The organism is Brachybacterium atlanticum, from assembly GCF_025669985.1.
GTDB lineage: Bacteria > Actinomycetota > Actinomycetes > Actinomycetales > Dermabacteraceae > Brachybacterium > Brachybacterium conglomeratum.
Window position 1 is genome coordinate 160,493 of the sequence record NZ_JAKJJW010000001.1, and the last position, 20,183, is coordinate 180,675.

General features: G+C 71.8%; 18 protein-coding genes. 6 read left to right on the plus strand and 12 right to left on the minus strand.

What is annotated here, in order from left to right; genetic code table 11:
- Positions 1-98 precede the first annotated feature (98 nt).
- The 5 genes from L3K22_RS00725 to abc-f all read right to left on the minus strand — a co-directional run bounded on the left by L3K22_RS00725 (position 99) and on the right by abc-f (position 6,322).
- On the minus strand, positions 99-1,346 hold the full coding sequence (locus L3K22_RS00725) for an ABC transporter ATP-binding protein (RefSeq protein WP_263309719.1): 1,248 nt from the start codon (positions 1,344-1,346) through the stop codon (positions 99-101).
- 19 nt (positions 1,347-1,365) lie between these two features.
- Positions 1,366-2,199, minus strand: coding sequence for a carbohydrate ABC transporter permease (locus tag L3K22_RS00730; RefSeq protein WP_062951327.1), 834 nt, complete (start codon positions 2,197-2,199; stop codon positions 1,366-1,368).
- A gap of 10 nt (positions 2,200-2,209) precedes the next feature.
- Positions 2,210-3,178 (minus strand): carbohydrate ABC transporter permease, encoded by a 969-nt coding sequence (locus L3K22_RS00735; protein ID WP_373317961.1) that lies wholly within the window; start codon positions 3,176-3,178, stop codon positions 2,210-2,212.
- Positions 3,175-4,482, minus strand: coding sequence for an extracellular solute-binding protein (locus L3K22_RS00740; protein ID WP_263309720.1), 1,308 nt, complete (start codon positions 4,480-4,482; stop codon positions 3,175-3,177). The genes L3K22_RS00735 and L3K22_RS00740 overlap by 4 nt, the downstream gene beginning before the upstream one ends.
- Before the next feature lie 235 nt (positions 4,483-4,717).
- Positions 4,718-6,322 (minus strand): ribosomal protection-like ABC-F family protein, encoded by a 1,605-nt coding sequence (gene abc-f, locus L3K22_RS00745; protein WP_263309721.1) that lies wholly within the window; start codon positions 6,320-6,322, stop codon positions 4,718-4,720.
- A 201-nt stretch (positions 6,323-6,523) separates the two neighbouring features.
- On the opposite strand from abc-f, the gene ald reads away from it, so the two are divergent.
- A complete protein-coding gene (gene ald / locus L3K22_RS00750) occupies positions 6,524-7,639 on the plus strand; it encodes an alanine dehydrogenase (RefSeq protein WP_263309722.1) in 1,116 nt (371 codons plus the stop codon).
- 170 nt (positions 7,640-7,809) lie between these two features.
- Here ald and L3K22_RS00755 read toward each other — a convergent pair whose 3' ends face one another.
- The 6 genes from L3K22_RS00755 to L3K22_RS00780 form a co-directional block, all read right to left on the minus strand.
- Positions 7,810-8,142 (minus strand): metal-sulfur cluster assembly factor, encoded by a 333-nt coding sequence (locus L3K22_RS00755; RefSeq protein WP_070501884.1) that lies wholly within the window; start codon positions 8,140-8,142, stop codon positions 7,810-7,812.
- Between the two features lie 156 nt (positions 8,143-8,298).
- A complete protein-coding gene (gene sufC, locus L3K22_RS00760) occupies positions 8,299-9,054 on the minus strand; it encodes a Fe-S cluster assembly ATPase SufC (protein ID WP_263309723.1) in 756 nt (251 codons plus the stop codon).
- Positions 9,055-9,128: 74 nt separating this feature from the next.
- Positions 9,129-9,467, minus strand: coding sequence for a non-heme iron oxygenase ferredoxin subunit (locus tag L3K22_RS00765; RefSeq protein ID WP_259882747.1), 339 nt, complete (start codon positions 9,465-9,467; stop codon positions 9,129-9,131).
- Positions 9,467-10,789, minus strand: a complete 1,323-nt coding sequence (gene sufD, locus L3K22_RS00770) for a Fe-S cluster assembly protein SufD (protein ID WP_263309724.1) — start codon at positions 10,787-10,789, stop codon at positions 9,467-9,469. The genes L3K22_RS00765 and sufD overlap by 1 nt, the downstream gene beginning before the upstream one ends.
- A complete protein-coding gene (sufB, locus tag L3K22_RS00775; RefSeq protein ID WP_263309725.1) occupies positions 10,789-12,216 on the minus strand; it encodes a Fe-S cluster assembly protein SufB in 1,428 nt (475 codons plus the stop codon). The genes sufD and sufB overlap by 1 nt, the downstream gene beginning before the upstream one ends.
- A complete protein-coding gene (locus L3K22_RS00780; RefSeq protein WP_259882745.1) occupies positions 12,213-12,962 on the minus strand; it encodes a helix-turn-helix transcriptional regulator in 750 nt (249 codons plus the stop codon). Before L3K22_RS00780 ends, sufB begins: the two co-directional genes overlap by 4 nt.
- A gap of 274 nt (positions 12,963-13,236) precedes the next feature.
- Between L3K22_RS00780 and L3K22_RS00785 the strand changes: the two genes are divergently transcribed.
- The 5 genes from L3K22_RS00785 (at position 13,237) to map (ending at position 18,106) form a co-directional block, all read left to right on the plus strand.
- The gene (locus L3K22_RS00785) at positions 13,237-14,316 is read left to right on the plus strand and encodes a glutathione S-transferase family protein (RefSeq protein WP_263309726.1); all 1,080 of its coding nucleotides are present in this window, start codon (positions 13,237-13,239) and stop codon (positions 14,314-14,316) included.
- A 98-nt stretch (positions 14,317-14,414) separates the two neighbouring features.
- Positions 14,415-15,338: an ABC transporter ATP-binding protein gene (locus L3K22_RS00790; protein WP_263309727.1), complete on the plus strand. Its 924-nt coding sequence runs from the start codon at positions 14,415-14,417 to the stop codon at positions 15,336-15,338.
- Positions 15,335-16,147 (plus strand): ABC transporter permease, encoded by an 813-nt coding sequence (locus tag L3K22_RS00795; protein WP_263309728.1) that lies wholly within the window; start codon positions 15,335-15,337, stop codon positions 16,145-16,147. Before L3K22_RS00790 ends, L3K22_RS00795 begins: the two co-directional genes overlap by 4 nt.
- 157 nt (positions 16,148-16,304) lie before the next feature.
- Entirely contained in the window at positions 16,305-17,288 is a 984-nt protein-coding gene (locus L3K22_RS00800; RefSeq protein WP_263309729.1) for a COX15/CtaA family protein, read from the plus strand.
- Positions 17,285-18,106: a type I methionyl aminopeptidase gene (gene map / locus L3K22_RS00805; RefSeq protein ID WP_259882739.1), complete on the plus strand. Its 822-nt coding sequence runs from the start codon at positions 17,285-17,287 to the stop codon at positions 18,104-18,106. Before L3K22_RS00800 ends, map begins: the two co-directional genes overlap by 4 nt.
- Before the next feature lie 171 nt (positions 18,107-18,277).
- On the opposite strand, the gene L3K22_RS00810 is transcribed toward map, so the two are convergent.
- Positions 18,278-20,152: a 1-deoxy-D-xylulose-5-phosphate synthase gene (locus tag L3K22_RS00810; protein ID WP_263309730.1), complete on the minus strand. Its 1,875-nt coding sequence runs from the start codon at positions 20,150-20,152 to the stop codon at positions 18,278-18,280.
- Positions 20,153-20,183 lie beyond the last annotated feature (31 nt).

Sequence of the window (20,183 nt, forward strand, 5' to 3'; positions counted from 1 at the left end):
ACCTTTCACAGCGGATATCAGATGTCCGCCACACTACGCGCTCTCCGTGCCGTCCTCGGGCGCGGCGCGCCGCACGGGGACGGGCGCGGGAATCGGCCTCAGTCCCCCAGCGCCGCGGCGGTCTCGATCTCGCGCTGGCGGTCCTCGGCGGCGCGGCGCGTGAGCTCCGCCCCCTTCTCCTCGTCGCGGGTGAGGTTCTCCCCTGTGGCGACGTCGAAGACGTGGACCTTGCGCGTGTCCACCCAGATCCGGGACTCGATGCCGCCGCGGACCCGGCTCGCGGAGCTGAGGGTCACCACCACCTGCGGCGGGATCTCGTCCTGGTCGAGGTCGCGGGCGAGCTCGTCGAGGACCTCGGCCACCTCGGGGTCCTTCTCGTAGTCGATGTAGCCGTACTGCTCGTTGCCGAGCCACTCGGTGTGGGTGGGCGTCACGGCCAGCTCCGTGCCGCGCGGCAGCAGCGCCTCGTCGACGAACTCGAGGTCCTCGAAGTGCTCGGGGCGCACCCCCAGCAGCACCAGGTCCCTCCCCCGGGCGGCCTCGAGGACGTGCTCGGGTGCCGTGAGGTCCCCGATCGGCGTGCGCAGGTGCCCGCCCTCCTCCCGGGCGGGCAGGAAGTTCATCGAGGGAGAGCCGATGAAACCGGCGACGAAGAGGTTCGCGGGCTGCTCGTAGAGCTCGCGCGGCGAGGCGACCTGCTGCAGCCTGCCCTTCTTCAGCACCGCGACCCGGTCCCCCAGGGTCATCGCCTCGGTCTGGTCGTGGGTGACGTAGACGCTCGTGATGCCCAGGCGCCGCTGCAGCTGCGCGATCTGGGTGCGCATCTGGCCGCGCAGCTTCGCGTCGAGGTTCGACAGCGGCTCGTCGAAGAGGAAGGCGTCGGCCTCGCGGACGATCGCGCGCCCCATCGCCACGCGCTGGCGCTGACCGCCCGAGAGGTTGCCGGGCTTGCGCTCGAGGTGCTCGTCCAGCCCCAGCATCGACGAGGCGCGGCGCACCCGGCGGTCGATCTCGTCCTCGGGGAGCTTGTTCTTCGACAGCCGCATCGGGAAGGCGATGTTGTCGTACACGCTCAGGTGGGGGTACAGGGCGTAGTTCTGGAAGACCATGGCGAGGTCGCGGTCGCGCGGCGCGCTCTCGTTCACGCGCTTGCCGTCGATGCGCAGCTCGCCCTCGGTGATGTCCTCGAGTCCCACGATCATGCGCAGCAGCGTGGACTTCCCGCAGCCCGAGGGGCCGACGAGGATCACGAACTCGCCGTCGGCGATGTCGAGGCTCACGTCGTTGACGGCGGGGAAGCCGTCGTCGTACCGCTTGACGAGGTTCTGGATCTCGATGGTGGCCATGGCCGGTTGCCTCCTGGGGTCAGCCCTTGACCGCGCCCTGCGTCAGACCGGAGACGATCTGGCGCTGGAAGAGCACGACGATGATGACGATGGGGATGGTGACGATGATCGCGGCGGCCGAGATCGCACCCGTGGGCTCCTCGAACTGGGAGGCGCCGGTGAAGAAGGCCAGCGCCGCCGGGACCGGGCGCGCGGCCGAGGTGGACGTCAGCGAGATGCCGTAGACGAAGTCGTTCCAGGCGATGAAGAACGCGATGATCGCGGTGGTGAACACGCCGGGCAGGGCGAGCGGGACGATCACCTTCCGGAACGCCTCGAAGCTGGTGGCGCCGTCGACCTGCGCGGCCCGCTCGAGGTCCCAGGGGATCTGCTGGAAGTACGCCGCCAGGGTGTAGATCGAGATCGGCAGCGTCAGAGAGAGATAGGGGATGATCAGGCCCGGCCAGGTGTCGTACAGCCCGATCGTGCGCCAGAGGTTGAACAGCGGCGTCACGATCGAGATCACCGGGAACATCGAGACCCCGAGCGCGCTGACCAGCACGAGGCGCTTGCCGGGGAAGTCCAGGCGCGCGATCGCGTAGGCGCAGAGGGTCGCGAGCACGACCGCGACGACGGTCGCGATCAGCGTGATGCCGATGGAGTTGCGCAGCGCGGGCAGGAACAGGTCGCGGGCGCTGCCGGCGAAGATCTGCTCGTAGTTGTCCAGCACGAAGCGGGTGGGCAGGAAGCGCCCCGTGGTGAGGTCGCCGGAGGCCTTGAAGGAGGTCATCAGGATCGAGACCAGCGGAGCGAGGGTGTACACCAGCACCACGATCGTGATCACGCTCCAGCCGACCTTCTGCCGGGTGGTCATGCCCTTCATCTCAGCGTCCCTCCCCCGAGGCCAGATCGACCTTGAAGCCCTTGATCGCGCCGATCGCGATGCCGATCACGCACAGGAACAGCACCACGGAGATCGCCGAGCCCATGCCGATCTCGAGCCGCCCGATCGAGGTGCGATAGGCCAGCAGCGAGAGGACCTCCGTGCCGTAGGCGCCGTTGGTCATGATGAACACGTTGTCGAAGATCCGGAAGGCGTCCAGCGCCCGGAACAGCACCGCGACCATGATCGCGGCCTTCATGTTCGGCAGCACCACGCGGCGCATCACCTCCGCGCGGGTGCCGCCGTCCACGCGGGCGGCCTCCGTCAGCTCCCCGGGCACCTGGGCCAGGCCCGACAGCAGCAGCAGCGAGATGAAGGGGGTCGTCTTCCAGATCTCGCTGAGCATGATGACGGTCAGCGCCGGCGCGGCGGAGCCGAACCAGTTGAAGCTGTCCTCCACCACCGGCAGCCAGGCGTTGACGAAGCCGGTGTTGATGTCGAAGGCGAAGAACCAGGCGAAGGCGGAGACGACGGTGATCGTGCCGTAGGGGACGAGGATCGCGGTGCGCAGCAGGCCGCGCAGGCTCTTGACGGCGTTGTGCATCACCAGGGCCAGGGCGAAGCCGAGCACCAGCTCGATCGCGACGGTGACCACGGTGATCAGCACGGTGACCCCGAGGTCCCGCCAGAACAGGGGATCGGTGAAGAGCACCCCGTAGTTCGACAGGCCCACGAAGGAGCGCTGGTCCGGGGCGGTCAGGCGGTAGGAGAACAGGGAGTCGAAGAAGGCCTGGAGGATCGGGTACACCGTCACAGCCAGCATCACGACGAAGGCGGGGGCGGCGAGCATGATGCCCAGGCGGCGCTCCGCCCGTGCCCGGTCGCTCAGCGGCGGCTTCTGCCGGGTCGCGCGGCGGCGCCCGGAGGTGCCGTCCGTCCCGGTCCTCGGCGCGGCGGCTGTCTCGCTCACAGCAGGGCCTCCCCTCGCAGCACGGACCGGATGAACTCCTGGGACCGCGCGGGGGTGGCCTCGCCGACCTCCGAGATCGGGGTCCAGTGCTGCTGGATGCCCAGGGAGATCTCGTTGTAGAAGGGGGTCTGCGGGCGGGGCGCGGCACGCTCGAGGGACTCGCGGATCTCCGGCGCCATCGGGTAGGCGTCCTGGACCTCGGGGTCCTCGTAGGCGGTGGTGGAGGCGGGCGGGTTGCCGTCGGAGAGGAAGTACTGCGCCTGCTTCTCCGGGGAGACGATGCAGCGGATCGCCTCATAGGCGAGGTCCTGGTGCTCGCTCGAGGCGCCGACGCCGAGGTTGATCCCGCCCAGCGGCGGCGCTGACTCCTGGTCCTCGCTCACCTGCGGGTACGTGGTCCACTTCATGTCGTCCAGCACCTCCTGGTCGACGCTCCCCTGCTCCACGGAGGTCTGCGTGGCGGTGTAGACGAAGGGCCAGTTGACCATGAACGAACCCTGCTCGCCCTGGAACTGGGCCATGGCGACGTTCTCGTCCTGGGTGGTGGCGCCCGGGCCCGCGAGCCCCTCGGAGCCGATCGTGCCGATGATCCGGGACGCCTCGTCCCCGGCCGGGGAGTCGAGCGCGAGCTGCGTCTCGTCGGCGGGGGCGCCGGGGTTCTCGATGATCGACTGGCCCTGCGACTCGTACAGCGCGTTGACCCACACGGTCATCGACTCGGCGCGGATCCCCTGGATGCCGAGGTGGCTGTCGGTGGTCTCCGCGGCCTCGATCAGCTGGTCCCAGGTGACGGGCTCGGACATGTCCAGCCCCGCCTCCTCGGCGACGGACTCGCGATACCACAGCAGCTGCGTGTTGGCCCAGAAGGGCACGGCGACCAGCTCGTCGTTCCAGGTCGCGCCCTGCACGGCGCCGTCGACGACGTCCTGGGTGGAGCTGGTGACGAGGTCCTCCGGGACGGGGGCGAGGAAGCCGGGCTCGGCGAGCTCCGGGATGTAGGGGGGGTCCAGGCTCATGATGTCCAGGGACCTGTCCCCCGCGGCGAGGCGGCGGGCGAGCTGCTCGCGCTGGCTGGCCGCATCGCGGGGCAGCAGCGAGGTGGTGATCGTGTACGCCCCGTCGGCCTCGTCGCTGCACTGCTGGGCGATCTGGGTCTGGCCGCCGTTGTCGGGATTGATGTACCAGGTCAGCTGCGGCGGGCCGGCGTCGGCCGAGCCGCAGGCCGCGAGCGTCGCCCCCAGGGCGAGCGCGGCCCCGGCGGCGCACAGCCGGCGCAGACCGGACGGGCGGACGGGTTCGCTCACGGTCTCGCTCCTCCTCGTCGGGTCGAGGCGGACGGCGCGGTCGCGCACCGTCCTCCACGACGGGGCGGGCACCGTCACGGTGCCGACGAGCTGAGACTATGCCGCAGGTCACAGGAGCGCAACTCGGAGGGGAGTACTCTCGCGGTCTGCGTCGCAGGACCCGTCCTCGCCGCGGCGGCGGGAGCACCGGCCGGCGCGGCGGCGAGCGTGGGGAGGGCCGGGGAGCGGCCCCCGCTCAGGCGAGCTCGATGAGCTCCTGGTACTCGGCGTTCCAGAGGTCCTCGACGGCGTCGGGCATCATCAGCACCCGCTCGGGGTCGAGCGCCGCGACGGCGCCGGGGTCGTGGGAGACCAGAACGACGGCGCCCTCGAAGTTCGCCAGCGCCCCGAGGATCTCCTCGCGGCTGGCGGGGTCGAGGTTGTTCGTCGGCTCGTCCAGCAGCAGCACGTTGGCGCTGGAGACGACGAGCGCGGCCAGGGCGAGGCGGGTCTTCTCCCCGCCGGAGAGCACCCGGGCGGGCTTGTGCACGTCGTCGCCCGTGAACAGGAAGGAGCCGAGGATCTTGCGGGCCTCGACCTCGGGCAGCTCGTAGGCGGCCGTCATCATGTTCTCCAGCACGGTCCGGTCCAGGTCCAGGGTCTCGTGCTCCTGGGCGTAGTAGCCGATGCGCAGACCATGGCCGGGCAGGATCCGCCCGGTGTCCGGCGCGTCGACCCCGCCGAGGATCCGCAGCAGGGTGGTCTTGCCCGCGCCGTTCAGGCCGATGATGACCACGCGCGAGCCGCGGTCGATCGCGAGGTCCACGCCGGTGAAGATCTCCAGGCTGCCGTAGGACTTCGAGAGGTCTTCGGCCATCAGCGGGGTCTTGCCGCAGGGGGCGGGCTTGGGGAAGCGCAGCGAGGCGACCCGGTCGGTCTGCCGCTCCCCCTCGACGCCGTCGAGCATGCGCTCGGCGCGCTTCAGCATGTTCTGCGCGGCGACGGCCTTGGTGGCCTTCGCCCGCATCTTCTCCGCCTGGGCGGTCAGCTGGGTGGCCTTCTTCTCGGCGTTCGCCCGCTCGCGCCTGCGCCGCTTCTCGTCGTCCTCGCGCTGGCGCAGGTACTGCTTCCAGCCCATGTTGTAGATGTCGATCGCGGAGCGGTTCGCGTCGAGGTAGAACACCTTGTTCACGACCTGCTCGACGAGCTCGACGTCGTGGCTGATCACGATCAGCCCGCCGCGGTAGCTCATCAGGTACTCGCGCAGCCATACGATCGAGTCGTGGTCGAGGTGGTTCGTCGGCTCGTCGAGGATCATCGTGGAGGCCTGCGAGAACAGGATCCGGGCGAGCTCGACGCGGCGGCGCTGACCGCCGGAGAGCGTGCCGAGCTCCTGCTCGAGCAGCCGGTTGGGCAGGCCGAGGTTCGCGGCCATCCGCTTGGCCTCCGCCTCGGCCGCGTACCCGCCGGCGGCGTCGAGCTCGGCCTCCAGGCGCGGGTACCGGTTCATCGCCTTCTCGCGGCGGGCCTCGGTGAGGGACATGTCCCCCATCTCCTCCTCGGCGCGGCGCAGCTTCCTCAGGATCCCGTCGAGCCCGCGGGCGGAGAGGATCCGGGCGAGCACCGGCTCGGTGTCCTCGCCGCTGTGGGTGTCCTGCGGGAGATAGCCGAGCTCGCCGGTCACCTCGACGCTGCCCTCGCTGGGGTCTAGCGTGCCGGAGAGGACCTTGGTCAGCGTGGTCTTGCCGGCGCCGTTGCGACCGACCAGGCCGATCCGGTCGCCGTCGGTGACCTGGAAGGAGACGTCGCTCATGAGCAGCCGGGCGCCGACGCGGATGGCGAGGTCGTGCACGGTGATCACGGGTGGGACTCCTCTTCGGACGGGGGCGGCCCGGAGGAGGGCCGGATCGAGTCTAGGGCCGAGGCGCCGAACGGTCGCCCGGATTCCCGCCGACGGTGCCGGGGGACACATCCGCAGGCTCCCCCGCACGGCCGACGAGGTGTCATCCTGGGGGCGGTGGCCGTGACCGCGGCCAGGGAGCTCAGCAGAGAGGCTGGATACATGCGCATCGGGGTGCCCCGCGAGGTCAAGAACAACGAGAACAGGGTGGGCCTGGGCGCCACCGGCGTGCACGAGCTGGTGATGCACGGCCATGAGGTGATCGTCGAGAGCGGCGCGGGCCTCGGCTCCCGCGTGAGCGAAGAGGACTACGCCGCCGCGGGCGCGACCCTGCTGCCGACGGCCGACGAGGTCTGGGCGCAGGCCGAGATGATCGTGAAGGTGAAGGAGCCGCTGCCCGAGGAGTACGGACGCCTGAGGAAGGGCCAGATCCTCTTCACCTATCTGCACCTCGCGGCCGACCGGGAGCTCACCGAGGCGCTGCTCGCCTCCGGCACCACCGCCATCGCCTACGAGACCGTCCAGCTCCCCGACCGCTCCCTGCCGCTGCTCGCGCCGATGAGCGCGATCGCGGGCCGGCTCGCCGCGCAGGTCGGCGCCTACCACCTGATGGCGCCACTGGGCGGCGGCGGGGTGCTGATGGGCGGGGTGCCCGGGACCTCGGAGGCGAACGTGCTGGTCCTCGGCGGCGGCGTCGTCGGCGAACAGGCGGCGATGATGGCGCACGGGCTGCACGCGAACGTCACCGTGATGGACGTGAACGTCTCCCGGCTCTCCCAGATCGCGACGATGCACCACGGCGGGATCCTCACCCGCTACTCGACCGCCCTCGACCTCTCCGAGCAGATCGAGCAGGCCGACGTCGTCGTCGGCTCGGTGCTGATCCCCGGCAAGCGCGCCCCGAAGCTCGTCACCGACGAGATGGTCTCCCGGATGAAGCCGGGCTCGGTGCTGGTCGACGTCGCGATCGACCAGGGCGGCTGCTTCGAGAACTCCCGGCCCACCACGCACGACGACCCGACCTTCCGGGTGCACGACGCGATCTACTACTGCGTGGCGAACATGCCCGGCTCCGTGCCGGTCACGGCGACGGCGGCGCTGAACAACGCGACCCTCCCCTACGTGCTGAAGCTCGCCGGCGCGGGCTGGCGGGACGCGCTGCGGGCCGACGAGGCGCTCGCGAAGGGCCTGCACACCCACGAGGGCGCCCTCACCCACGCCGGCACCGCCGAGGCGCACGGCCTGGAGCTCACGAGCGCCGCCGCCGTCATCGGCTGACCCGCCCGTCGGCGCTGCCTGTGCCGAGCGCCCTCACTCCGCGCGCCGGGCGCAGCGCACCGCGCAGAAATGCACGCCCACGACTCATGCGGGGAGCCACATGAGTCGTGGGCGTGCAGAACTCGTCAGTCGCTGCCGGAGCGCGGGTTCCGGCCGGGGCGATCAGACGATCAGAGGTTGAAGCCGATGGCGCGCAGCTGCTCGCGGCCGTCCTCGGTGATCTTCTCCATGCCCCACGGCGGCATCCACACCCAGTTGATGCGGTGCGTCTCGGTGATGGGGTCCAGCACCGCGAAGGTCTGCTCCTCGAGCACGTCCGTCAGCGGGCAGGCGGCGGAGGTCAGGGTCATGTCGATCACGGCGTTGCCGTCCTCGACGGTCACCCCGTAGACGAGGCCCAGGTCGACGACGTTGATCCCGAGCTCGGGATCGATGACGTCCTTCATCGCCTCGGTGACGTCCTCGACGCTCACGGTCGAGGGCGGGGTCTGCTGGTCGGTCATGGTGTCCTCCCGGAAGGGGTGCGGGACTGCTCCCGCAGGGGTGCGGACGGGGCTCGTCGGGCCGTCCCGGGAGGTGCTGTCCGGGACGGTCCGCGGCGGGTCCCGCGGTGCGGCCGCCCCGCCCCGCGCGGGTGCGGGGCGGGACGGCCGGCGGCATCAGGCGCCGACGAGGAAGCGATCGTAGCCCTCGGCCTCGAGACGCTCGGCCAGCTCCGGACCGCCCTGCTCGGCGACCCGGCCGTTGACGAAGACGTGGACGAAGTCCGGCTTCACGTACTGCAGGATGCGGGTGTAGTGGGTGATCAGCATGATGCCGACCTCGGTGTTCTCCTTGGCGCGGTTGACGCCCTCGGAGACCACGCGCAGCGCGTCGACGTCGAGGCCGGAGTCGGTCTCGTCGAGGACGGCGATGGAGGGCTTCAGCAGCTGCATCTGGAGGATCTCGTGGCGCTTCTTCTCGCCGCCGGAGAAGCCCTCGTTGACGTTGCGCTCGGCGAAGACGGGGTCCATCTTCAGGTCGTCCATGGCGCCCTTGACGTCCTTGACCCAGGTGCGCAGCGAGGGGGCCTCGCCGTCGATCGCGGTCTTGGCGGTGCGCAGGAAGTTCGAGACGGTCACGCCGGGGACCTCGACGGGGTACTGCATGGCGAGGAAGAGGCCGGCGCGGGCGCGCTCGTCGACGCTCATCTCGAGCACGTCCTCGCCGTCGAGGAGGACCTCGCCGCCGGTGATCTCGTACTTGGGGTGGCCGGCGATCGCGTAGGCGAGGGTGGACTTGCCCGAGCCGTTGGGGCCCATGATCGCGTGGGTCTCGCCGCCCTTGATGGTGAGGTCGACGCCCTTGAGGATCTCCTTGGTGCCCTCAGGGGTCTCGACGGTGGCGTGGAGGTTCTTGATCTCCAGAATCGACATGTGGGGTTCTCCTTGACCAGGAAGCTGGTGGATTCGTGGGGCTGGGGCGGGCGTCGGTGCGGGCGCCCGCGAGGTCAGGTGGCGGGAGCGGCGGAGGGATCCACGAGGATCTCGCCGCTGCTCTCGTCGATGCGCACGGGGAACACCCGCACGGGCAGGACCGCCGGGAGCTGCAGAGGACGACCGGTGACGAGGTCGAACTGGCTGCCGTGCTTCCAGCACTCGATGGTGCATCCCTCGACATCGCCGTCGCTCAGCGCGATCTCGTCGTGCGAGCAGAGGTCCTCGAGGGCGTGGACGCCGCCGTCCTCGTCGCGCACCAGGGCGATCTCGATCCCGCCGGCGACGACGTCGATCGCCTCGCCGGGGGCGAGGTCGGCCAGAGCGGCGACGGGGACGAAGGCGTCCGACATCAGTTCATGCTCCGTGCGAGCTCGTCCTCGATCGCGGCCGAGAGGCGCTCGCGCACCTCGGGCACGTCGATCTGCTGGATGATCTCGGCGAAGAAGCCGCGCACGACCAGACGGCGCGCCTCGATCTCCGGAATGCCGCGAGCGCGCAGGTAGAACAGCTGCTCGTCGTCGAAGCGCCCGGTGGCGGCGGCGTGGCCGGCGCCCTCGATCTCGCCCGTCTCGATCTCCAGGTTCGGCACGGAGTCGGCGCGGGCGCCCTCGGTGAGCACCAGGTTGCGGTTGAGCTCGTAGGTGTTGGTGCCCTCGGCCTCCTTGCGGATCAGCACGTCGCCGACCCACACGGACCGCGCGCCCTTCCCCTGCAGCGCGCCCTTGTAGGCGACGTTGGAGGTGCAGTTCGGGACGCTGTGGTCGATGAACAGGCGGTTCTCGAAGAACTGGCCCTCATCCGAGAAGTAGAGGCCCAGCTTCTCGATCTCGCCGCCGGGGGCGGCGTACTCGCCGATCGAGTTCAGGCGCACCGCGCTGCCGCCGAGGGTGACGGCGACGTGCTTCAGACGTGCGTCGCGGCCCACGCGGGCGTGGTGCTGCGCGATGTGCACCGCGTCGTCGTCCCAGTCGTGGACGGTGATGACCGTCATCTGCGCGTTGTCGCCGACGAGGATCTCCACGTCCTGCGCGTACTGCGCCGAGCCGATGTGGTTCAGCACCACGATCGAGGAGGAGGACTCCTGCGCCTCGATCACGAGGTGCGCGTTGGCGCGGCGGTCCGCGCCCCGGCCGGTGATGTCCACGCGGAACGGCGCTTCGTAGGCGACGTTCTTGGCGGCGACCAGGTGCAGCGCCTGCTCGGTGCGGGCGGAGGCGATCGCCGTGGGCAGGTCCTCGGGCACCAGCACGGTGCCGCGGGGTGCCTGGCCGGGGGCGAGCGTCGAGGGCTCCGGGGCGCCCTCGGGCACGGTCACGGCGTAGTCGACGGCGGGGTCGCCCTCGCGGTCGTCGGTGGCGGCGTCCTCGAAGAGGGCGGAGAAGCGGCGCAGCGGGGTGAAGCGCCACTCCTCGATGTCGCTCTTGGGCACGGCGTGGTCGGCGACCTCGAAGGAGCGCAGTCGCGCGCCGCGGTTCAGCGCGGCGTGGGCGGCGGAGACGTCCTGGCCCGGCAGGCTCAGGTTCTCCTCCTCCAGCTCCGGCGCGGCCGTCGTGTCGGTGCCCTCCAGGGCGGTTCCGGCGGCGACGGGCGCGGCGCCCGCCGCGTGGCCCACGGCCTCGTTCGCGGTCGGGTCCCCGGCGCTCTCGGCACCCTTCACATCAGTGGTCGTCATCAGCCGACTGCTCCTTCCATCTGCAGCTCGATCAGGCGGTTCAGCTCGAGGGCGTACTCCATCGGGAGCTCTCGGGCGATGGGCTCGATGAAGCCGCGCACGATCATCGCCATCGCCTCGGTCTCCTCCATGCCGCGGCTCATCAGGTAGAAGAGCTGCTCCTCGGAGACCTTGGAGACGGTGGCCTCGTGGCCCATCTGGACGTCGTCGACGCGCACGTCGACGTAGGGGTAGGTGTCGGTGCGCGAGATCTGGTCCACCAGCAGCGCATCGCACAGCACGGTCGAGGCGGAGTGCTCGGCACCGGGCATGACCTGGACCAGGCCGCGGTAGGAGCTGCGGCCGCCGCCGCGCGAGACCGACTTGGAGACGATCGAGCTCGAGGTGTGCGGTGCCATGTGCACCATCTTCGAGCCGGTGTCCTGGTTCTGGCCCTCGCCGGCGAAGGCGACGGAGAGGGTCTCGCCGCGGGCGTGCTCGCCCATCAGCCAGACGGCCGGGTACTTCATGGTGACCTTGGAGCCGATGTTGCCGTCGACCCACTCCATGACGCCGCCCTGCTCGACCGTGGTGCGCTTGGTGACCAGGTTGTAGACGTTGTTCGACCAGTTCTGGATGGTCGTGTAGCGGACGCGGGCGTCCTTCTTCACGACGATCTCGACGACGGCGCTGTGCAGCGAGTCGGACTTGTAGATCGGCGCGGTGCAGCCCTCGACGTAGTGCACGTAGGAGCCCTCGTCGGCGATGATCAGCGTGCGCTCGAACTGGCCCATGTTCTCGGTGTTGATCCGGAAGTAGGCCTGCAGCGGGATCTCGACGTGCACGCCCTTGGGGACGTAGACGAAGGAGCCGCCGGACCACACGGCGGTGTTCAGCGCGGAGAACTTGTTGTCGCCCGAGGGGATGACGGTGCCGAAGTACTCCTTGAAGAGCTCCGGGTGCTCCTTGAGCGCCGTGTCGGTGTCCAGGAAGATGACGCCCTGCTCCTCCAGGTCCTCGCGGATCTGGTGGTAGACGACCTCGGACTCGTACTGCGCGGCGACGCCGGCGACGAGGCGCTGCTTCTCGGCCTCGGGGATGCCGAGGCGGTCGTAGGTCTCCTTGATGTCCTCGGGCAGGTCGTTCCAGTCGGCCACCTGCTTCTCGGTGGAGCGGACGAAGTACTTGATGTCGTCGAAGGCGATGCCGGAGAGGTCCGGGCCCCAGGTGGGCAGCGGCTTCTTCTCGAAGAGCTTCAGCGCCTTCAGCCGACGCTCGAGCATCCACTCGGGCTCGTCCTTGCGTGCGGAGATGTCGCGCACGACGTCCTCGGACAGGCCGCGCCGCGCGCTGGCCCCGGCCGAGTCCTCGTCGTGCCATCCGAAGGCGTAGTTGCCGATCGAATCGATGATCTCGTCCTGTGAGAGCTTCTCGGGTGCGCTCGTCATGGTGTCCTTCCCTCGGTGAGCGGAATGTGGGTCGTGCAGACGTGAGCCCCCTGCGCCAGGGTGGCCAGGCGCTGGACGGGGGCCCCGATGATGCGGGAGATGACGCGGGACTCGGCCTCGCACAGCTCCGGGTGGTCGGCGGCCACGTCGAGGACGGGGCAGCGGCCGTGGCAGAGCTGCGCGGTGACGAGGCTACGCGGACCGGCGCCGCCCTCGCGACGGGCCGCCGGCAGCGGGACGTGCAGCGGGCGGACGGTGGTGGCGTAGCCGCGCTCGGTGAGCAGCTGCGAGAGCAGCTCGAGCCGCTCGGCGGTGCCCACCGGCTCCCCGGTCTCCGCCTCGAGGCGGTCGACCCGTTCGGCGAGCCGCTGCTCCCAGTCGGAGATCCGCCGCTCCGCGAGGGCGGTCACCGCCTCCTCGCCGCCGCGGCGGGCGAGCTCGTCGACCGCCATCACGGCCAGCTCGTCGTAGCCGGCGGCGAAGTCCTCATGCGCCGACGGCGAGAGCACGAAGGTCTTGCTGGGGCGTCCGCGGCCGCGATGGGCCACGGGCACCTCGTGCTCGGCGATGGTCCCCTCCGCCTCGAGCGCCGCGAGATGGCGGCGCACGGCGGCGCTGGTGAGGCCGAAGCGCTCGGCGAGCTGCCGGGCGGTGATGGGTCCGTGGGTGGAGATCGCCTCGACGAGGCGATCGCGCGTGGTCTGCTCGGGCTTCGCCGCGAGCTCCTGCGCATCCTGCTCGGCCATCCTGCACCTCCCTTCTCGACCACCTAGATTTTACAACAGGACTCTTTCCAAATACTGCCCGAGTCCTGTGCCCCCGGCCACGAAGGGTGCCCTTACCTGCGACGTCAGGCAGGGCGAGGCGGATCGCACGCCCCCACGCATGGTGCACGACATGGGCGCGGAGCGCACCCCGGCGCCCCTCTCGGCGCGCCGAGGATCGCCCCCGAGAGGCTTCCATCTAGTACCGGTTTCAACTATTATGGCGGTGACGCCACCGACACGAAGGGACCCCACGATGAACGAGACCGCCCCCGCCTCCACGGACGCTGCCGCCGAGGAGCACTCGACCCGCGGCGCCTACGTCTCCGGCGGCAAGGCCTTCGACCGCGACATGAACTACATCGACGACCGGATCACCCGCGACGGCCGCGACGGCTGGCCCGTCGAGGCCGGGCGCTACCGGCTGATCGCCGCCCGCGCCTGCCCGTGGGCCAACCGCACCCTGATCTCCCGTCGTCTGCTGGGCCTGGAGGGCGCGATCTCCGTGGGCATGCCCGGCCCCACCCATGACAAGCGCTCCTGGACCTTCGACCTCGACCCCGGCGAGGTGGACCCCGTGCTCGGCTACGAGCGCCTGCAGCAGGCCTACTTCGCGCGCTTCCCCGACTACCCGCGCGGCATCACCGTCCCCGCCGTCGTGGACATTCCCACCAGGGCCGTCGTGACCAACGACTTCCAGCAGATCACCCTCGACTTCGCGACCGAGTGGACCGAGCACCACCGCGCCGGCGCCCCGGACCTCTACCCCGAGGCTCAGCGCGAGGAGATCGACGCGCTGAACAAGTGGATGCTCCACCGGGTCAACAACGGCGTGTACAAGGTCGGCTTCGCCGGCTCGCAGGAGGACTACGAGCGCGAGTACACGCTGCTCTGGGAGGCCCTCGACGAGCTCGAGGAGCGCCTGGGCCGCAGCCGCTACCTCATGGGCCCCTCGATCACCGAGGCCGATGTGCGCCTGTTCCCCACGCTGATCCGCTTCGACCCCGTCTACCACGGCCACTTCAAGGCCAACCGGCAGACCCTCGCCTCGATGCCGAACCTGTGGAACTACACCAAGGACCTGTTCCAGACCCCGGGCTTCGGCGATACGGTCGACTTCGCGCAGATCAAGCGGCACTACTACTACGTGCACGAGGACATCAACCCCACGCAGATCGTCCCCGCCGGCCCCGCGCTCGAGCCGCTGCTGGAGGCGCACGACCGCGACCGCTTCGAGACCGACACCTGGGGCCCCGGCGGCACCGCTCCCGAGGCGCCGCTCGCCGCGGAGGTCGTCGACCCGGCGCACACGCCGCTGCGCGTCACCGGGCGCTGAGCCCGGCACGGCCCGGGTGAGGTATCGCCCACCTCGCCCGGCCCGGACGCGGCGCCGTCCCCGGCCCGGCGTCGCGTCCGGCCTACGATGGGGCGGCCATGGACGACCACTCCCCTGCCCTCGTCGCGACCGACCTCGCCCACTCCTACGGCGCCGTGCGCGCCCTCGACGGCCTGAGCCTGACCGCGGAGCGCGGCGAGGTCACCGCGCTGCTCGGCCCCAACGGCGCCGGCAAGACCACCGCCGTCTCCTGCGCGACCGGTCTGCTGCGCCCCGATGCCGGCAGCGTGCGCGTGCTCGGCACCGACCCCTGGCGAGCGAGCCCCGAGCACCGCGCTCGGGTGGGCGTGATGATCCAGGACGGCGGCCTCGCCTCGGGCGCGACGGCGATGCAGCTGCTGCGCTACGGGGCGAGCCTGCACGCCGCCCCGCTCGACGTCGACGAGGTCGCCGCCCATCTCGGCATCGACGAGTTCGCCCGCACCCTCGTGCGGCGCCTCTCCGGCGGACAGCGCCAGCGGCTCGCCCTGGCGCTGGCGATCATCGGCCGGCCCGACCTCGTCTTCCTCGACGAGCCGACCGCCGGGATGGATCCCTCGATCCGGCGCCGGGTGCGGGAGCTGATCCGGGGGCTGGCCCGCACCGGCACCTCCGTCGTGCTCACCACCCATCTGATGGACGACGTGGTCGGGCTCGCGGACGCGGTGCGAGTGATCTCCCGCGGCCGCGTGCTCGCCTCCGGCAGCGTGCAGGAGGTGGTCCGCGAGCATCGCGGGCCGGGCGGCGGCGTGACCCTCCGGGCGACCGCGAGCGGCGTCGCCCCCGACGCCGTGCCCGCCCTCGAGCAGGCCCTGCACGAGGCCGCCGCCCGTCACGGCGCCCGCCTGGAGGTCTCCAGCGCCGCGGCCGCTGACCTCGAGGCGGTGCTGCTGGACCTGATGGACCGTGACGCCCCCGGGGCCGAGGACGCCGGGAGCACGACCCGCCACGACGACGCCCCCAGCGCAGGAGCCGCCCGATGAGCGCCGCCGCCCCGTCGACCTCCCCTGCCGGTTCCGGCGGCACCGCCGCCGCGCCGCGCGTGCCGCGTCCCGCGCCGGCGCCGCGCCGCATCCTCTCCCACGCCCGGCTCGAGACCCGCGTGCTGCTCTCCAACGGGGAGCAGCTCATGGTCGCGATCGCCCTGCCGGCGATGGTGATGGTGGGGCTGTGGCTGCTGCCCGTCGGCCGGCTCGAGGGCGCTCCCGCGATCGACACCGCGGTCGCCGCGACCTTCGCGACCGCGCTGATCTCGACCTCCTTCACCTCGCAGGCGATCATGACCGGCTTCGACCGTCGCAACGGCGTGCTGCGCTGGATCGCGACGACGCCGCTGGGGCGTAGCGGCTATCTCGCCGGGAAGATCCTCGCCACCCTCACCACCCACGTGCTGCAGGTGGTCGTGCTCGGGGTGCTGGGCCTCGTCCTGGGCTGGCGGCCGGAGATCGCCGGCCTCGCGGCGCTCGTCCCCGTCTGGCTGGTGGGGACGGTGGCCTTCGGGGCGCTCGGTCTGCTGGTCGCGGGGCTGCTGCGCACCGAGGCGGTGCTGGCGGTGGCGAACCTCGTGTTCGTGCTGCTCGTCGCCGTCGGCGGCGTCGCCTTCCCCACCACCTCGTTCCCGCGGATCCTCGGCGGGCTCGCGGACCTGCTGCCCTCGGGCGCGCTCGGCGAGCTGATGCGGGCCTGCCTCGCGGGCGGTCCGTTCTCCCCCGGCTCCGCCGTGGTGCTGCTGCTGTGGGCCGCGGCAGGGGTCGCGGCCGTCGTGCGCTGGTTCCGCTGGACGGATGCCTGAGCCCCCTCGCACGAGCCCGACGCCGGGCCCGGTCCCGGAGCCCCTGTCCGGCCGCTCGGCCGTCCCGGGCGACCGCCGAGTCCTCACGATGCGGGATCCCTCGCATCCGCGCCCGGAGTCCAGGCGGCCCTCGGCCGCGGAACCTAGACTGCTGGGCATGTCCTCGCCTGCCCTCTCCGCCGAGCGCTCCCCCGAGCGCCACGGGCGGATCACCACCCTGCCCGACCGTCGTCTGACCTCCTGGGGGCCGCAGCGGCGCGCACGTCTCGCCGCCATCGCGATCTGGGGCAACCTGATCTGCCAGATGGGCATCATCCTCTCGGGCGGCGCGGTGCGTCTGACGGGCAGCGGACTGGGCTGCTCCTCCTGGCCGCACTGCGAGCCGGGGAACTTCACCCCGGAGCTGACGCTCGAGGCCGGGATCCACCCCTTCGTCGAGTTCGGCAACCGCACGCTCACCGGCGTGCTGAGCATCTTCGCGGTCGCGGTGCTGCTGGTGACCTACCGCTGGCTCGCCCACAAGGGACGCGGCTTCCGGATGCTGGCGTGGGTGCCGCTGATCGGCACCGCCGCGCAGGCGCTGATCGGGGCGTTCGTGGTGTGGTTCGACCTGCACCCCGGGATCGTCAGCCCCCACTTCCTCATCTCCCCCGTGCTCGGCGCGCTCTCGACGGTGCTGCTGGTGCGGCTCTACGACGGCGACTCGCACGTGCGCCTCGCGGTCCCGCCACGACTGCTGGGGCTCTACGTCCCGCTGGCGGCGGTGGGCTTCGTGGTGCTGGTGCTCGGCACGCTGGTCACCGGCACCGGCCCGCATTCGGGCGATGCCGGGGACGTCACCCGACTGATGTTCTCCCCGGTCGTGATCACCCGGGTCCACGCCGTCGCGGTCTACCTCTTCCTCGCCCTGCTGATCGCGATGCTGGTCGTCCTCCACCGCTCGGGTGCCCGCCGCGAGGCCCGCACCGCGGCCTGGTGGCTGCTCGCGGCGACCCTCGCGCAGGGCACGGTCGGCTACATCCAGTACTTCACCGGGCTGCCCGAGCTGGTCGTCTTCGGCCACCTGCTCGGCGCCGCCGTGTTCGCACCGATGATCGCCTGGGTCGGGGCCCGGCTGGTCACCTGGCAGGAGGCACGATGATCCTCGGACGCCGTCGCCGCAGCTCCACCCAGGAGCTGCCCACCACCGCGCAGGCCCGTCCGGCCGGCGAGTTCGTCGCCTCGGTGCTCTCGCACCTGCGGCAGGTCGTGGACGTGGGCTGGAACCTGCTGGACGTCGACGCGGAGGCGCATCGCCTGATCCGCGAGGCGGGGGCGACCAGCTGCTACATCGACTACCACCCCGTCTTCGGCGCCTCCCCCTTCGGGTACGTCATCTGCACCTCGCTGAACGAGGGCGTGCTCCACGGCCGCCCCTACGACCGGGTGCTCGAGGACGGGGACCTGCTCTCCCTCGACTTCGCCGTCTCGGTGGAGGGCTGGGTGGCGGACTCGTGCCTGACGATCCCCGTCGGCACCCCGCGCGCGGAGGACCTGCAGCTGATCCGCGACACCGAGCAGGTGATGTGGGCCGGGATCGACCAGGTCACCGCCGGGGCCACCGTCGGCGACATCGGCTTCGCGGTGATGAACGAGGCGACCTCGCTCGGCTACTCGATCAACGACCGCTTCGGCGGCCACGGCGTGGGGCGCACGATGCACGAGGCGCCCTTCGTCCCCAACCACGGCACCCCCGGCGGCGGCGCCGAGCTCGTGGCCGGGCAGCTGATCACCGTCGAGCCGTTCCTGGTGCCGACCACCTCGGAGCTCGTCGTCGACGAGCGGGACGGCTGGACCCAGCTGGCGGCCGACGGCTCCCGCGGCGCGCACGCGGAGCACACACTGCAGGTCACCGACGGCGCGCCGATCGTCCTCACGGCCCGGGCAGACGACCCCGCTCCGCGCAGCTCGCTGGGCTGAGAGCCGCTGCGGCCGCTCCGTTCCGCGGTGTGCTCACCGCGTCGGCGGCACGGCGTCCTCGTCTCCGGCCCACGACACCCGCCGTCGGAGCGACGGTGCCCGCGGGTCGTCACCGAGCAGCGCGACTCCGGGGATCGTGTCTCGGAGCATCCTGACTCAGCGCAGCGCGATTCAGAGCAGTGCGGCGAGGCTCTCGGCGATGCCAGAGGAGTCCAGGCCCTGGTCGGCGAGGATCGCGTCGCGCTTGCCGTGGGCGAGGAACTCGAGGTCCACGCCCCGGCAATGCACGACAGGGCCGGGCCGCGCCGGGGTCGAGCGTCGGCCGAGCCGCAGTGCGAGCGCGGCACCGATCCCCCGCTCCGCGAGGCCGTCCTCGAGGGTGAGCACCGCGCGGGCGCCGGCGGCCAGGTCCAGCAGCTCCTCGCCCAGCGGCAGCGCCCGGACCGGATCGAGCACGACCACGTTCGCCGCGGGACGGGACGCCGCGATCTCCCGGGCGGCGGCGAGGGCCCGGTCGGCGAGGGCGCCGACGGAGACCAGGAGCACGTCGATCGGGGCCTCCGCGTCGCCGTGCAGGACGTCTCCCGCGGGCAGCTGGGCGAGCGCCGGGAGCTCCTCGGGGCAGGCGCCCTTGGGGAAGCGGACGATCGAGGGGCCCGGGGTGCCGAGCGCCGCGGGGACCGCCGCGTCGAGGCGGGCGCCGTCGCGGGGCGCCCACAGGCTCAGTCCGGGCACCTGCGCGGCGAGGGCGAGGTCCCAGATGCCGTGGTGGCTCGGACCGTCGTCCCCGGTGATCCCGGCGCGGTCCAGCGTGATCGTGACGTCCTCACCGTGCAGGGCGAGGTCCAGCAGCAGCTGGTCGTGGGCGCGGTTGAGGAACGTCGCGTAGAGCGCGACGAGGGGCAGGCGGCCCCCGGCGGAGAGGCCGGCGGCGGTGTCCAGCGCGAGCTGCTCGGCGATGCCGACATCGAGGACGCGCTCGGGCATCTCCTGCTGCATCGGGGTGAGCCCGACGGGGTCGATCATCGCGGCGCTGAGCGCGACCACCCGTACGTCGGCACGGGCGGCGTCGAGCACGGCGGCGCCCAGGCGGGCGCTCCAGGTGCGGGCGGCGGGCTTCGTCGCCTCCTCGCCCCCGAGCGAGAAGGGGCCGGTGGCGTGCCAGTGGTCCACCGCGTCGGCCTCGGCGAGGGCGAAGCCGGCGCCCTTGCGGGTGAGGACGTGCAGGACCACGCCGGCGCTGCCAGGGTCCTCCGCGGCCTCGCGGGCGGCGGCGGTCCCGGCCGCGAGCGCGGTGAGATCGTGGCCGTCGACGGGTCCGAGATAGGTCAGACCCAGCTGGGTGAAGACGTCCTGTCCGGGCAGCACCTCGCCCGTACGCAGCGCGGCGAGATGCCGAGCGAGGCCGCCGACGGTGGGCGCGTAGGAGCGGGTGTTGTCGTTGAGCACGACGACGGTGCGGGAGCCGCGGTCCGCGGCGAGCTCGTTGAGCGCCTCGAGGCCGACGCCGCCGGTGAGCGCGCCGTCCCCGATCACCGCGACGGAGACGCCCTGCTCCCCCGCGAGGCGGTGGGCGCGGTCCAGGCCGTGCGCCCAGGCGATCGATCCGGAGGCGTGGGAGTTCTCGACCAGGTCGTGCTCGGACTCGCCCCGGTCGGGATAGCCGGAGGTGCCGCCGGCGCGGCGGAGCCCCTCGAGGTCGGCGCGGCCGGTGAGCATCTTGTGGACGTAGGCCTGGTGGCCGGTGTCGAAGACGATCGGCTCCGCCGGGGAGCGGAACTCGCGGTGCAGGGCGAGGGTCAGCTCGACGACGCCGAGGTTCGGGCCGAGGTGGCCTCCGCTGACGGCGCAGATCTCGAGGAGGCGGCGGCGAAGGGTGCGGGCGAGGCCCGGGAGCTGCTCCGCGTCCAGGCTGCGCAGCGCCTCGGGGTCCGCGGGGATCGGCACCTCGGGCGGGGGCACGGTGGAGTCCGCCGCCGGGCGGGAGGGGGCGGGGCGCGGGCGCCGACGGGTCGGCACGGCAGCGTGCTGCTCAGTGGTGGACACGCACGGTCCTCCCTGGGGGACGGGGTCGGGA

Coding starts and splice junctions, on each gene's coding strand:
- L3K22_RS00730 (WP_062951327.1), bottom strand. CDS start 2,199: ATGACCACCCGGCAGAAGGTCGGCTGGAGCGTGATCACGATCGTGGTG.
- L3K22_RS00765 (WP_259882747.1), bottom strand. CDS start 9,467: ATGTCGGACGCCTTCGTCCCCGTCGCCGCTCTGGCCGACCTCGCCCCC.
- L3K22_RS00795 (WP_263309728.1), top strand. CDS start 15,335: ATGAGCGCCGCCGCCCCGTCGACCTCCCCTGCCGGTTCCGGCGGCACC.
- L3K22_RS00725 (WP_263309719.1), bottom strand. CDS start 1,346: ATGGCCACCATCGAGATCCAGAACCTCGTCAAGCGGTACGACGACGGC.
- sufC (WP_263309723.1), bottom strand. CDS start 9,054: ATGTCGATTCTGGAGATCAAGAACCTCCACGCCACCGTCGAGACCCCT.
- sufB (WP_263309725.1), bottom strand. CDS start 12,216: ATGACGAGCGCACCCGAGAAGCTCTCACAGGACGAGATCATCGATTCG.
- L3K22_RS00790 (WP_263309727.1), top strand. CDS start 14,415: ATGGACGACCACTCCCCTGCCCTCGTCGCGACCGACCTCGCCCACTCC.
- L3K22_RS00800 (WP_263309729.1), top strand. CDS start 16,305: ATGTCCTCGCCTGCCCTCTCCGCCGAGCGCTCCCCCGAGCGCCACGGG.
- L3K22_RS00785 (WP_263309726.1), top strand. CDS start 13,237: ATGAACGAGACCGCCCCCGCCTCCACGGACGCTGCCGCCGAGGAGCAC.
- ald (WP_263309722.1), top strand. CDS start 6,524: ATGCGCATCGGGGTGCCCCGCGAGGTCAAGAACAACGAGAACAGGGTG.
- L3K22_RS00755 (WP_070501884.1), bottom strand. CDS start 8,142: ATGACCGACCAGCAGACCCCGCCCTCGACCGTGAGCGTCGAGGACGTC.
- L3K22_RS00780 (WP_259882745.1), bottom strand. CDS start 12,962: ATGGCCGAGCAGGATGCGCAGGAGCTCGCGGCGAAGCCCGAGCAGACC.
- sufD (WP_263309724.1), bottom strand. CDS start 10,789: ATGACGACCACTGATGTGAAGGGTGCCGAGAGCGCCGGGGACCCGACC.
- map (WP_259882739.1), top strand. CDS start 17,285: ATGATCCTCGGACGCCGTCGCCGCAGCTCCACCCAGGAGCTGCCCACC.